Origin of the sequence: Bifidobacterium intestinale (assembly GCF_023656765.1) — a bacterium.
In the GTDB taxonomy this organism is placed as follows: Bacteria; Actinomycetota; Actinomycetes; order Actinomycetales; family Bifidobacteriaceae; genus Bifidobacterium; species Bifidobacterium hominis.
In genome coordinates this window covers 116413-129649 of sequence record NZ_JAMOKR010000002.1, presented here as the reverse complement: position 1 = coordinate 129649, position 13237 = coordinate 116413, and the positions used below count along the sequence as shown (strand labels likewise).

The following is a 13237-nucleotide window of genomic DNA, read 5'->3' as shown; positions in this document are numbered from 1 at the left end:
ATTTTCTTGAATTATTCGTTTTTCTTGAATTATTCGATTGGAAGCTGCTCTGATTCACTAATTTCCGCGGTTTCAGATTTCGCAGATTTCTCGTCTTGCTCCGATTGTGCCTGGGGCAAGGTGATGGTGAAGGTCGAACCTTCACCCTCACGCGACCACACGGCGATAGTGCCTCCGCAATCCTGCACGCAATGTTTGGTGATGGCCAAACCCAATCCTGTACCCCCTGTTTCGCGGGAGCGCGCGGGATCGACACGGTAGAATCGCTCGAAAATACGGTCCAGCGAGGATTCCGGAATGCCGATGCCCTGATCGACGACACGAATTGCGACCTTGCCATCGCCACTGCCGACACCGACCGCGACGGTAGTGTGGTCCGGAGAATAGTTGACGGCGTTCTCCACCAGATTCTTCACCGCGGTTTTGATGGTTTCATGGTCGGCGTTGATGAACACATCATCCTCATCGACAGCGTTTACGGCACCCTCGACGTGCACCAGCTTCTGCTTGCCATTCAACGAAAGCACCAGATTGATATGCTTCGATTCGGCCTTCACTTGGTTTTCGACGATCGCCTCGCGTACCAACGCAAGCACGGAAAGCCGTTCCGCATTCAGCACCGCAGCCGCGCTTTGCGCCTTCTGCAAGTCGATCAAGCGATGCACCAATTCCGTCAATCGTTCGGATTCCTTGGACACACGACCAGCGAAATACTTCACCATATCGGGATCATCTGCAGCATCGCCAATCGTTTCGGCAAGCAGGGAAATCGCACCTGCCGGGGTTTTCAATTCATGCGAAACGTTCGTCACGAAATCACGACGCATGATTTCGAAACGACGCTGCTCGCTCATGTCGGAAATGAAAATCGCAAACAGATCATCGGAAATCTGACCGACGCGCACATGCAGATACAGCGTGTCGGAAGGACGGAACTTGCCTGCCTCAATGCCCTTGCCGTCGGTGTTCTTCGCGGCCGCACGGGCGGCGCGATCCAACGGAATCGACAATTCACGCTCACGCACCACGCTGTCGGTCGACACCAATCGCAGAATATCGCGGATTTCGGCAAGCGTCACCGCACGGTCTTCAACAATGCCGAAACATTGCGCGCCCGGGGACACATATTTGACCGATGCCAGCGAATCGACGACGATCAACGCCTCCGGCATGACGGCAATAAGCTGACGTTCCGTGGACTGCACAGGCACGCGCGGACCGAACAGCGACATGTTTTTCTGCGCGCCGAACAGGCTTGGATCGTTCGGATCGATCTCATCCTCCCTGAGCTGCACGCCCCGGGCACGCCCCAGCAGAAAGGCGACCACAGCGACGGCGACAACCACAATCGCCATCGCCACGTGCTCCAGCGTCATACGTTAACCTTCCGATAATCCGTCATTCTTCTTCAACAGTAGCGGTTCCGAAAAGCGATTTCCGTACGTGATTCCCTTACGCCATCGGAAGTTTCCCTGCAGTTCACTTTCATGAGATTCGCCATATCGAAATATGAGACGGCCCGTCCAGCAGTCGACGCGCTGGACGGGCCGTGTTGCGACTACATGCGCTTGACGATGTTCACTGCGATTTTCGCCGCAGTGTCGGCATATTCTGAAATGTCGAATTCCTTGAATTCCACGTAATCCGTGTCGGCATTGTCGCTCAACGCGCGAATGACCAGCACGGGCAGGTCATTGCGTGCCGCGACATGCGCCACTGCAGCGCCTTCCATTTCAACCGCGTCCGCACCGGTTTCGCGAATCACCAGCTCCACTTTCTTCGGATCATCCACGAAATAGTTGCCGGTGGCGATGATGCCGGTAATGTGATGCACATTCAGATCGGTCAGCACTTTATCGGCGACTTCAATCAGACGGCCGTCGGAGTGGAATTCCTCCACCGGCTGATCCGCAGTGCCTGGCTTCCATTGGCCGACGAGACGCATGTCAGTGTCGAGGTAGCGCAGCGTACCACCAAGCACCACGTCGTTGATGTGCAAATGCGTGTTGAGATTGCCTGCAATGCCGGAGAAGATCACGGCGTCAGGCTGGTCTGCGTCGATGAGATGCTGCGTAGTGGCGGCGATATTGACGGTGCCCATGCCGCCAACCGTTGCCGCAACGTTGACGCGCGTGCCCTTGTTGGTTTCGATGGCGCCGCGCGTCACACTGACGCCGGCTTCCTCCGTTACGGTGATGTCGCTCAATGCGGATGCGATATTGGCAACTTCCTCGTCCATGGCGCCGATGATGGCGATTGTGCTCATACGTCCGTTCCTTTCGATTGCTTCACGCTTTTCGCTCGATTTCGCTTATTTTTGCTTCGCTCACTTCCAGCGGCGCTTGCCCACGGCTTGCGCAAGTTCGCGCAGCAGCTGTTCCGTGGTCTGCCAGCTCAAGCATTTGTCGGTGATGGATTGACCGTAAGTCAGTTCGGCAAGCGGCGCCGGTTTTTGGCTGCCACCTTCGATGAAGCTTTCCATCATGATGCCGGCGATGCCTTCTTCACCGTCGGCGATGCGACTTGCGATATTGCGCACCACTTCGGCCTGACGATGCTCGTCTTTGCCGGAATTGCCATGCGAACAGTCCACGATCAGGCCGTGCGCGGCCGCGGATTCAGCTGGCATTTCCTCACGGATCAGCTTCATGGCGTTCGCCACGGATTCGGAGTCATAGTTCGGGCCGCTGCTCGAACCACGCAACACCACATGGCAGTCGGGGTTGCCGAGCGTTTTGACCACGGCCGCGCGACCCATGTGATCGACACCGAAGAACGTGTGCTGTTGAGCCGAAGCAAAACATGAATCGGTCGGCGCTTTGATGGAACCATCGGTGGCGTTCTTGAAGCCAATCGGCATCGACATGCCCGAAGCGAGCTGACGGTGCACTTGGCTTTCGGTGTTGCGAGCGCCGATCGCACCCCAGCTGACCGCATCGGAAATGTACTGCGGGCTGGTTGGTTCCAGGAATTCCGTGGCCGTAGCCAAACCGGCGTCCAATACGCCAAGCAGTGTACGGCGGGCCAACAGCAAGCCTTTCTTGATATTGCAGCTGCCGTCGATGTCGGGATCGTTAATCAGGCCCTTCCAACCGACTGTGGTACGCGGCTTTTCGAAATACACGCGCATCACAATCAGCAATTCGCCGCCCAACTCGTCTTTCAACGCGGCCAAACGACGGGCGTAGTCGAGCGCTGCCGCAGGATCATGCACGGAACATGGGCCTACAATCACCAGCAATCGATCATCCTGACCATATAGGCAGGCGCGAATCTCATCTCGAGAATAGGCGACGATTTCCTGAGCCTGATCGCTGAGCGGCAGATCGCCCAACACTTGCGCCGGTGTGGGAAGCACCTCAAATTCAAGCACTCGGCGGTTTACAATGCGGCTGATGCCAACCTGATCTTCCCATCGTGGCACATCCGTAACCACCAGCGGATTCTTACCTTCATCCATGGCCTGACGGATGGCACGAAGCTCTTCAGGCGTGTTCAGCTGCTGCTGCATCTCACTGCTCTCCTTGGAAATCACTATCTTTCCAAATCACTATCTTTCCCAAGAATAGCAATCACAATGCAAAAACCGTGCGATCACGCAGATTACGCGGTTTTTGCACGGTTTTCTATTTACGATTATTTACGCTTATTCGCGATTATTCGGCAAGCTTGCGGCGGCTTTCGACCGCTTCGGCAAGCGTTCGCAGCAACTGTTCGGTACGTTCCCACGGCACGCAGGCGTCGGTGATGGATTTGCCGTACTCGAGCTGGTCGAGCGGAGCGGGCTTCTGATTGCCGGCTTTCAGGAAGCTTTCCATCATGATGCCGCTGATGCCCTGTTCGCCTGCTGCGATGCGGGAGGCGATGTTTTCGATCACTTCAGCTTCGCGCACTTCGTCCTTGCCGCAGTTGCCGTGCGCCGCGTCGATGACAAGACCGTGTTCGCTCGGGCCGGACGCCTTGGAAACCTTCAGATCGGCCAACGCCTTCGCCACGGATTCGGTATCGTAGTTCGGGCCGTGCGAGGAGCCGCGCAACACCAGGTGGCAATCGGGATTGCCCTTGGTTTCGGCGGAAATCACACGTCCGTCAAGATTGATGGACAGGAAATGATGCTCGAAGGCGGCCGCGAAGCAGGAGTCGGCTGCCGGCTTGATCGAACCGTCGGTGGCGTTCTTGAAGCCGATTGGCATCGACATGCCCGACGCGAGCTCGCGATGCACTTGGCTTTCGGTGTTGCGAGCGCCGATCGCACCCCAGCTGATCAGGTCGCAGATGTACTGCGGGGTGATCGGGTCCAGCCATTCCGTGGCTGCCGGGAGTCCAAGGCTCAGCACATCGGCCAGCACCTTGCGTGCAAGCCACATGCCCTTGCGAATGTTGAACTGGCCGTCGAGATCAGGATCGTTGATCAGTCCCTTCCACCCGATGGTGGTGCGCGGCTTTTCGAAATACACGCGCATCACGATGGCCAGCTGGTCTTCCAGCTCTTTTTTGACGGCCGCGAGCTTTGCGGCGTATTCGTGCGCGGCTTTCGGATCATGAATCGAGCAGGGACCGACGATGACGAGCAGACGATCGTCTTTGCCGTTCAGCACATCGCGAATTTCCTGACGGGACTTCAACACCAGATCGCTCATCTCGTCGGTAAGCGGGATTTCCTTTAGAAAATATCGAGGAGCAGGAATCGGGTCCAACTGTCGAATATTGACATCCACGGTCTCCGGAAACACAGCGTTATCCAACAATTGTGCATCCCTCGAACTATCTGGACCGCGAAGACCTGACATCTCTTCTGCTCCTCCTTATGCCTGCATACCTGTTTCATGCATACTGTGCATGGATGATAATCACCGAAGTTACCTTAACGGATAAAGGTGGAATAACACGAATGCCGACTGCATGCTGGACTTTTTGCGAAGTCCCATGCAGTCGGCATTCGTCAATCGGCTTGTCGGTTTACGTATCAGTCAGCCAAAGCGCCCATCGGGTCCCATGCGGGGAGCATGGTGGCCGGCTCGTCAAGAGCGGCCTGATATTCGGCAGGGAGCAGCGCCTTCGGCACAGCGACCTCGTACACGTATTCGGTAAACCAGTCGTCGCTCATGGTGAAGTAACCCTTGTCTGCGATCTTGTCTCCCCAGGAGTTCTCCACGCGCCAACGACGGGTGGTTGTGCCGTCTTCGGCCACGTCCACACCGACGAACGCCATGGCATGGTTCATTGCGGAATCGGCGAAACGCACGCGATCTTCCTTGTTCAGATCGAAGTCGACGCCATACACCTTGCCGTATTCAAACAGATCAGTAGCCCAAGCGCCGTTTTCACGATCCATCATCGGGTGGCAGTCGGCACCGAACCATACTGGAATACCCTGCTCTTCGAGAATCTGACGCACGCAATCCTTCATGAACTGGTTCGGCACGTTCAGGTATTCGGTCGGGTCTCCCCCGGCCACATTACCCAAGTGCTCGATACCGATCTTCTTGCCCTTCGCATGCTCCTGACGAGGATCGTCGACCAGGCACACGTAGCTTTCCAAATCGGCGGAACCGACGTACTTCTGCCAGAATTCCACAGGCGTGATCTCACCATCGCGGTGGAACTCGCCGTCCTTGTCGGTCCACTCCCAGTCGAAGCTCTTCGGCGGCTCGCCCAAGTGAATCGTCAGAATGCGGTGGCCGGCGGCGGTCGCTTCGGCGATCACCGAGTCAATCGAAGCCGGATCGGCATACATGTGCGCGACGGCGGTATGCAGCAGGCGACGCAATTGCACGTTCATTTCGCCGGTGTTCTTGGAGGATTCGGTTTCCGGGAACAGATCCTTCGGAACGGCACCGTACTTCTTGTACACGTTCATGGCCATGGTCCACTGACCGCCGTCGCCCATCACGTCGGCGAGCAGATGCTGAATCAGACGGGAGTCGGACGGTTCGCCGGCCTTCACAAGTTCGGCCACGTCCTGCAGGAAGTAGTTGACGCGCTCAAGCTTGTCGTAGTACATGGCATAGTTCTGGGAGAACTCGAACTCCTTCAGACCCATGTTCTTCTTGGCCACGAAGCGGGCCACGTTCAGCGAGCTGAATAGCCAGCAACGGCCGGAACGATCCTGATGGGTGGCGGTGCCATTGTCGACAATGGTGGAGAATCTGCGCTGCATGAGGCGGGCGCGGTCATAGTTGCGCGCCACCTTGTTGATACCCGCCGCGGTGACCGCGTTCATGGCCATACGGTTGTGGTCGCTGGCTTCGAAATCCTCAACCAGCGTTGCCAATGCATCAGCGCTCAACGGCGTGATGTCAGTCATTGTTCTGCTCCTCCTGTGCTTCCTCGCCCTGGTCAGACTGCTCGTCTTCGGACGGTTCTTCAAAGTCGTCATTATTCTGCTGTTCGTCGGAGACAACGTCTTCGTCGAAGGTCACTTCCGGTTCGTTCTCAACGGGCTCGCCCTCGTCGTACGATTCTTCCGGAGTTTCAGCTTCAGCTGCGGAATCATGCTGTTCGCCGTCGATGGAATTGACCACGGACAGGCCGTTCGCACCGAAACCGGAGAACGCGTTGGCAAACATGGCACGCAGTTCGCTGACACGCTGCGTGATCTGCGCTTCGCGGGTCTGCAGGTCGGCGATGCGCTTCTGCACGCCTTCCAATTCGCTCTTGGCTGCCTCACGACGCTCGTTGATCTGCTCGTCGGCCTCTTCGGTGGCCTGCTTGAGAATGCTGGCAGCCTGCTTGTCGGCGGCGTCTCGCTTGTCGGAAGCGTATGCCTCGGCCTCATCGCGCGTATGCTGGGCTTCGGAAATCAGCTCGTCGGACTGCTTCTTGGCGGTTTCACGGCGTTCGTTCAGGTCGGCGAGCAGCTCGTTGACCTTCTTCGTAGCCTCATCCTGCTGGGCGGAAATATCGGCGCGGATCTGCTCCACCTCGGCATTGACCTGGCTGATGGTCTTGGTGCGATGCACTTCGGCCTCGTCGGTGATCTCCTGCGCCTTGGCTTTGGCGGTATCCGTGATTTCCGAGGCACGTCGCTGCGCGTCCGTCATCATCTTGGACACCTGTTCACGCACGTCGGCCAGCTTCTTGTTGGCTTCGGCCAACGCGGATTCGATCTGGTCGTTGGTCTCGCTTTTCATGCGGTTGATCTCGTCATTAGCGTTCTTGCGCTGCGCCGCGATCTGCTCGGTGGCTTCGGCGCGCAGATCGGAGAGCTCACGCTCCTGCGTGGCGCGCTCCGATGCGAGACGCTTGTCGTGCTCCTCACGGGAGTTCGTCAATTCCAGATCGACGGTCTGGCGTTGCGCCACCACGGCCTTCTGCGCTTCGCCACGCAGCTGGTCCGCTTCGCGCTGGGCGTTGGACTTCAACGTGTCGGCATCGTTGTTAGCCTTCGACAGCACCGCTTCGGCCTTGGCGTTAGCCTCGTCGAGAATACGCTTGGCGTCGAGCTTGGCATTGTTCAGCAGGGTTTCGGCTTGCAGCTGCACCGTGGCACGTGCCGCGGAAGCGTCTTTTTTGGCACGGTCAAGCAGCTCGGCGCTGGTCTGTTCCGCGCTGGCGAGCATCTGCTGCGCATTGGCACCCAGAGATGCGAACGAATTCGGGTTGGCTTTCTTGTTTTTCTCTTCCTGCAGCTGTGCCTGCAGTTCAAGGATGGTCTGATCGTCGGTCTTGACCTGCTCACGCAGACGGTTCACCGTCTCCTGAGCCGAAGCGAACGCCTCATCGACCCTTTCCTTGTCATACCCCCTCAACACGATTGGGAACTGCTCAACCATGGTATTCCTTTCACGAATTCCCTTCCATCGCGCATCTTGCCCGCGCCTGTCCGTCTTGAACTTTAGCGCAGGAAAAACGTTCGGCACACGGCAGTTGCATAATTCTCACAGAGAGCACAGAAATCGTTCGAGGAAACGCCGACGCCATTCAGCCGAGCAGGATCTCACTTGAGGACGGCTGCAGAAAATAACGCACCGATTCGCGGATCACATCGTTGCCTGCGGTGATTTGCTGCGCAATCGACAGTCCATGTTGCGGATGCGGCTGCTCGTTGACGATCGGCAGGCTTACGAAACCCGACAGAATGCGCTTTTCCTGCGCTGCCGACCAGTCAAGCAGATGGTAGAACAGCGAATTGCAGACGAACGTGCCCGCATCCGAGCTCAATGCGGCGGGAATCTCATGTTTGGCGAAATCGCGCAGAATCGAACGCAACGGCAAACGCGTCCAATATGCAGCCGGGCCTTCCGGATTGATCGGACGGCGAGGCGGAATCACATTGTCGGCGTCAGGCTTGGCCGCGTCCATCAGATTCGTGGCGCATCGTTCCAACAGCACGCCACGGGCAGAACGCTTCAAACCGGTGGCGATAACAATGTCAGGATTCGCCTGTTCGATGGCGTTCAACAGCATGGGCCAGGCGTTGGCGAAACTGACCGGAAGTGTCACCGTCATCACGCTAATGGAAACATCCTGCAGAAGATCGTCGGACAACGCCACGGATTGAGATGGATCATTCCAATATTCGGCGAGCGCCGCAGGAACAAGTACGGCCGGATTCACGTCGATGCCGTCGTACGGGGTGAAACCTGAGATGACGATGTTGATCTGCTGCATGTGTTCCAGTGTACGTGGTCGAAAGGTAGGTTCGTTTACGATCAGTGCTTATGCATTTGCGAGAACGCTTCGGCGAACACCGCGTGCATGCGTGCTTTCGCTTCTTGTTTGGCGTGTTCCGGGTCGAGGCTGCGCGCGATGTTCTCGGCGATCGGCATGTCGGCCTGTGTGGTGATTTTGAGATTCGTTTCGGATCCGGCGACAATGGCGACCGGCTCGTTTGGCAGATAGTCCACCACCACGCGGGTGTCGTCGGTCGGGTGGAAGTCCGGATCGGCGGTGGCAAGCTCGTAAGCCTTGGTAATGGTGCCGAAACGGAAGGCCTGCGGAGTTTGCGCGCGGAATGCGTTCGTACGATCGGGCACGGAGCGCACCACCTTACGCTCTCCAAGATCTTCGGTCAGCAGAATCGTGTCGGTGGACGCGTATGCCACGGTCGCCGCGTTGAACTGATCGAGACTGTCGATGCAGCCGTCGATGGATTGCTGTTCGACGAACGGTCGCACGGAATCGTGGATGAGGATCTTCGCACCATCGGGAATGCCCGCCTGCTTGAGCAGGTCAAGCGCGGCGCGGGTGCTGTCCACACGCTCGGAGCCACCCGGAATCACCGCACGTACCTTGGTATAGCCGGCTTCGTCGATCAGCATGTTCACCATGTTGCCGACACGCTCGTTGACCACGACGATGATGTCGCTCACGCGATCGTTGCACTCGAACGCCTCAATGCTCCAGCAGACGATCGGTTTATCTTCCACCGAGACCAACTGTTTGGGATTGTTCTCATCGAATCGCGTGCCGAAACCGGCCGCCAACACCACGGCCACAACCGGCATCTTCTGTTCCTGCATCTGCTCTCTCTCACTCATACATCCCACCGTAAACCCCCGAATCGGTTTGCAACGCGCTTTGCCTCACGTTCTGCACGCAATCCGCAACAGCGCGTCGCTCTCCCACTATTCGCGTACGATCAGCGCAAGCATACGGCCTTCGTGCGCTTTGCCTGCGATGGTGGCACGGCGATGCGAGAACCAGAGCGGATTTTCCAGCGTGCACAGGCTACGACGGATTTTCTTAAAACGTTCCGCGAGCTGCGGTTCACCTTCGCCATCGGATTGGCAGATTTCCGCCAATTCCTCATCTTCGGAAAGATACTGGGTGGCCGCGTTGACGCGGGGGCGAGAAGACATGACATTGTCGGCTGGAATTCCGGCCTTGGCAAGCTCCTGTAGCGCAGCGGCCGCAATATCGATGCCCGGCTGGCCGAAACGGCTCAGTGTGAAGGTTCCCGGGAACTGCGCGTCGAATTCGTCGGCAATGTCTCCGCCAACCTCGTAGCAGTCGCCGCAGATGCACGGACCGAGCGTGGCGACAATACGTTCCGGCTTGGCTCCCTTGGCCACCATCTTCTCGATGGTGGCGCCGATCACACCGTTCTGCAGGCCACGACGACCGCAATGCGCGGCACCGATCACACCGGCTTCCGCATCGGCCATGAGCACCGGCAGGCAGTCGGCCGCGAACATGCCGAGCGCCACGTTCTTCTGCGCGGTCACCTGGCCGTCGGCCTCGACCACTGCCGGCTCATCCGCGGTTTCGGTCATCTGCTGGGCGTTTTCACCCTTGCTGCCGGACACGTCGAAGCCGAACGGACGGTTCATTACGAACGATTCGTCCACATCGACGGCAATGCCGGAATGCACCTGGCTGACCAAGCTCAGTTTCGCATTGATGGCATTGGAGAGCGCCACGCGATTGGCGAGCACATGGTTCGGATCATCGCCGCTTTTACCACCGAGATTGCAGTGCGCATAGTCGCCTTCGCTGGTACCGCCAAGTCGCGTGGTGTACACGACTTTGACGCCCGGCGCAAGCATGATCGGAATGGTCACCGGAATCGGATTGCCGTCCACGTCGGTCGGGTCGATCGCATTGCTGTCAAGAATCGCGTCATCATACTGCTTGTCGGTCATTTTTCTGTTTTCCTTGATTGTTCTACGATTATTTCAACTAATTTCTGATGATTTTCTGCGTCTACACGATATTTTTCGCAATTATTCCGCTTTGAGCGTCGGCTTTTTGGTGCGCGATCGGATGGCAGCGTTCACCGGCACTTCCTGCGGACATGGCATGGAGAACACATGCGCCGGATTGTTGATGGCTTCAACCCAGTGACCTTCCGCGTCGCGGAATCCGCCGGCCGGAATGGTATAAGCGAGCGGCGCCGCACCCGGAAGCACGAATTCAACCTCCTGGCCGGCTTCGATCTTGTTACGGCTCATAATGGTCACGCGACCGCCGTCTTCCGAACTCCACGAAAGCACTTCGCCGACCACCAGCCATGCGCGGAAATACGCGGAACGATCGGTGCTTTGCTGCACTTTGTGTTCCGGATAATAGAAGCCGGTGGAATAGTCGCGGTGTGCCACCTTGTCTGGCTCGTCCAGCAGCCAGTCAGGCAAAGACACATGCTCCGCGGGGCGCACTCCGGCGTGATACCAGCCTTTCGGCAGAATTTCGGCAGCCGTGTTCGACTTACGCCTTGTACTGCGGGCGTGATAGCTCAGATCATCGGGTTCGCCAGCAGACGTAATAGGAACGGCTGCAATATCCGGCTTCCCTGCGAACGCGCCATCCGCATGTTCCATAATCGAATCCGTGATTTCCGGCTTGCCGTAATCCGGATCGGACGGACGAATCACACGATCGTGGAACGGCTTCAGCACAGTGCCATCCTCGTCTTCAAAACCGCGCTGCACCATATAAGCGTCAACGGCGGTCTTGTAAGCGTTCGTCATCGCCGCAATATAGTAGGCACTCTTGGAACGACCTTCGATTTTCAGACTGGTAGCGCCCGAATCAAGCAGATCGTCGATATGCGCAAGCATGTTCATATCCTGCGAATTGAACAGATACGCGCCTTCCTTGGTCTGTTCTATCGGAAAATACTGGCCGGGTCGCTTTTCTTCGACGATGGAATACTTCCAGCGGCACGGTTGCGCACATTCACCATGATTGCCGTCACGTCCGGTCAGATAGTTGGAGAACAGACAACGACCGGAGAACGCCATGCACATCGCGCCATGCACGAAGCATTCGATGTCAAGATCGTCGGGAATGCGTGCGCGAATGTCTCGCACGGCCTGCAGATCCATTTCGCGGGCGAGCACCACACGGCGTGCGCCCAGCTGGTAGAAGGCGTTCGCCGCCTGATAGTTGGTGACCCCGGCCTGTGTACTCACATGCAGTTCCAGATTCGGCGCCACTTCACGAGCCATAAGCATCACGCCAATGTCGGAAACGATCAGCGCATCCACGCCGGTGTCTTTGAGCTGGCCAATGTATTCGCGCATCGCTTCGACTTCATTGTTGCGTGGAAGCACATTGCAGGTCACGTACACGCGAGCGCCACGCTCATGCGCGTAACGGGAACCTTCCTCGAAATCCTCCAAGCTCAGGTTCTTCGGCGCCGAACGCATGCCAAACGCCTTGCCCCCGCAATAAACGGCGTCCGCACCGTAATCGACGGCGGTTTTCAGTCCTCGCAGATTGCCTGCTGGAGCCAATACTTCAGGCTTGTTTCTTCTTTGCACGCTTGTTCCTCTTGCTCGATTTTGTCGCTCTATATTCTCAACTATTCACGGGACACTTCTGCCGCATCCGGGAAATACATGCATGGAAAAACACATGCGGAAAACAAAGGCGTCCATCGATAAGACGGACGCCTTTATGCAAATCGTTGCGAATATGGCACTCAGCCGAGTTTGGCAAGTTCCTCTTCGGTGAGTTCAAGCTCGTCGGCCTTGAGGGAATCAAGAATGGTTTCCGGTCGGTGAGCGCCGGGAATCACGAACATATGGTCGCCCTTGGCCAGCTCCCAAGCGAGCACCACACGCTGATAGCTCACGCCACGGGCTTCAGCCACCTCGCGGAACGGATCGAACAGGTGCTCGTCATACGGGTGACGATAACCGCCCAACGGACTCCAGCACACGAATGCCAGACCCTGCTCGGCGCAATAGTCAAGCGTGTCCTGGGTGTCCAGATGAATCGGAGAATACTGGTTCTGCACGGCCACAAGCTTGTCGCCGAGAATCTCCTGCGCGATCTTCAACTGTTCGATGCTCACGTTGGAAACGCCCGCCCACTGGGCCACACCCTGATCGAGCAACGCCTTGATGCCTTCGCAGGACTCGTTGTACGGCACTTCCGGATCATGACGGTGCAGGTAAAGCAGATCGATGCTGTCAACGCCAAGCGCCATCGCGGACTGCTTGCCGTATTCGATCAGATGCTCCGGCTTGCCGTCTCGTGGCCAAACCGGCTTGTCACCCTCCCAAGCGCGGCGCAAGCCCACCTTGGTGGCCACGGTGACTTCCTCACGCGGGCCCTTCCACGAGTCAAGCGCCTCACGCACCAGCTTTTCGCCGGTCTGTTCCTCTTCGCCCGGCGTGTAGTACGCCCAAGCGGTGTCGATGTGACGGCATCCGGCATCCAACGAGGCGTGCAATGTTTCGATACCGACATCGTGACCACGATTGTTTTCAATGGTCAATGGCATTTCGCCATGGCCGATGGCCGTGGTGTGGAACGGTCCAAGATTACGGAACAAAGCCATCCCGAT

General features: G+C 57.5%; 11 protein-coding genes. All 11 read right to left on the bottom strand.

Going from position 1 to position 13237, the window contains the following annotated elements; translation table 11 throughout:
- Positions 1-29: 29 nt before the first annotated feature.
- Positions 30-1376, bottom strand: coding sequence for a sensor histidine kinase (locus NBH13_RS03300; protein WP_099570989.1), 1347 nt, complete (start codon positions 1374-1376; stop codon positions 30-32).
- Positions 1377-1558: 182 nt separating this feature from the next.
- The gene (gene mtnN / locus NBH13_RS03295; protein ID WP_099570990.1) at positions 1559-2266 is read right to left on the bottom strand and encodes a 5'-methylthioadenosine/S-adenosylhomocysteine nucleosidase; all 708 of its coding nucleotides are present in this window, start codon (positions 2264-2266) and stop codon (positions 1559-1561) included.
- A gap of 60 nt (positions 2267-2326) precedes the next feature.
- Positions 2327-3511, bottom strand: coding sequence for a 3-deoxy-7-phosphoheptulonate synthase (locus NBH13_RS03290; protein WP_144170917.1), 1185 nt, complete (start codon positions 3509-3511; stop codon positions 2327-2329).
- 145 nt (positions 3512-3656) lie between these two features.
- A complete protein-coding gene (locus NBH13_RS03285; protein ID WP_250778971.1) occupies positions 3657-4790 on the bottom strand; it encodes a 3-deoxy-7-phosphoheptulonate synthase in 1134 nt (377 codons plus the stop codon).
- Between the two features lie 176 nt (positions 4791-4966).
- On the bottom strand, positions 4967-6307 hold the full coding sequence (locus tag NBH13_RS03280) for a C1 family peptidase (protein ID WP_144165144.1): 1341 nt from the start codon (positions 6305-6307) through the stop codon (positions 4967-4969).
- Positions 6300-7775, bottom strand: a complete 1476-nt coding sequence (locus tag NBH13_RS03275; protein ID WP_144165146.1) for a cell division protein — start codon at positions 7773-7775, stop codon at positions 6300-6302. The genes NBH13_RS03280 and NBH13_RS03275 overlap by 8 nt, the downstream gene beginning before the upstream one ends.
- A gap of 148 nt (positions 7776-7923) precedes the next feature.
- Positions 7924-8613, bottom strand: a complete 690-nt coding sequence (locus NBH13_RS03270; RefSeq protein WP_144165148.1) for a pyroglutamyl-peptidase I — start codon at positions 8611-8613, stop codon at positions 7924-7926.
- A 41-nt stretch (positions 8614-8654) separates the two neighbouring features.
- Complete coding sequence (locus tag NBH13_RS03265; RefSeq protein WP_099570996.1) at positions 8655-9482, bottom strand: IspD/TarI family cytidylyltransferase; 828 nt, start codon at positions 9480-9482, stop codon at positions 8655-8657.
- 87 nt (positions 9483-9569) lie between these two features.
- A complete protein-coding gene (locus NBH13_RS03260; RefSeq protein WP_144170919.1) occupies positions 9570-10586 on the bottom strand; it encodes a purine nucleoside phosphorylase YfiH/LACC1 family protein in 1017 nt (338 codons plus the stop codon).
- An 81-nt stretch (positions 10587-10667) separates the two neighbouring features.
- A complete protein-coding gene (locus NBH13_RS03255; protein ID WP_250778962.1) occupies positions 10668-12206 on the bottom strand; it encodes a peptidase U32 family protein in 1539 nt (512 codons plus the stop codon).
- A 161-nt stretch (positions 12207-12367) separates the two neighbouring features.
- Entirely contained in the window at positions 12368-13231 is an 864-nt protein-coding gene (locus tag NBH13_RS03250) for an aldo/keto reductase (protein WP_099570999.1), read from the bottom strand.
- Positions 13232-13237: the final 6 nt, after the last annotated feature.

What these genes read in the sequence shown, in the direction of transcription:
- NBH13_RS03270 (WP_144165148.1), bottom strand. Translation starts at nt 8,613, where the DNA reads ATGCAGCAGATCAACATCGTCATCTCAGGTTTCACCCCGTACGACGGC.
- NBH13_RS03275 (WP_144165146.1), bottom strand. Translation starts at nt 7,775, where the DNA reads ATGGTTGAGCAGTTCCCAATCGTGTTGAGGGGGTATGACAAGGAAAGG.
- mtnN (WP_099570990.1), bottom strand. Translation starts at nt 2,266, where the DNA reads ATGAGCACAATCGCCATCATCGGCGCCATGGACGAGGAAGTTGCCAAT.
- NBH13_RS03260 (WP_144170919.1), bottom strand. Translation starts at nt 10,586, where the DNA reads ATGACCGACAAGCAGTATGATGACGCGATTCTTGACAGCAATGCGATC.
- NBH13_RS03265 (WP_099570996.1), bottom strand. Translation starts at nt 9,482, where the DNA reads ATGAGTGAGAGAGAGCAGATGCAGGAACAGAAGATGCCGGTTGTGGCC.
- NBH13_RS03250 (WP_099570999.1), bottom strand. Translation starts at nt 13,231, where the DNA reads ATGGCTTTGTTCCGTAATCTTGGACCGTTCCACACCACGGCCATCGGC.
- NBH13_RS03290 (WP_144170917.1), bottom strand. Translation starts at nt 3,511, where the DNA reads ATGCAGCAGCAGCTGAACACGCCTGAAGAGCTTCGTGCCATCCGTCAG.
- NBH13_RS03285 (WP_250778971.1), bottom strand. Translation starts at nt 4,790, where the DNA reads ATGTCAGGTCTTCGCGGTCCAGATAGTTCGAGGGATGCACAATTGTTG.
- NBH13_RS03300 (WP_099570989.1), bottom strand. Translation starts at nt 1,376, where the DNA reads ATGACGCTGGAGCACGTGGCGATGGCGATTGTGGTTGTCGCCGTCGCT.
- NBH13_RS03280 (WP_144165144.1), bottom strand. Translation starts at nt 6,307, where the DNA reads ATGACTGACATCACGCCGTTGAGCGCTGATGCATTGGCAACGCTGGTT.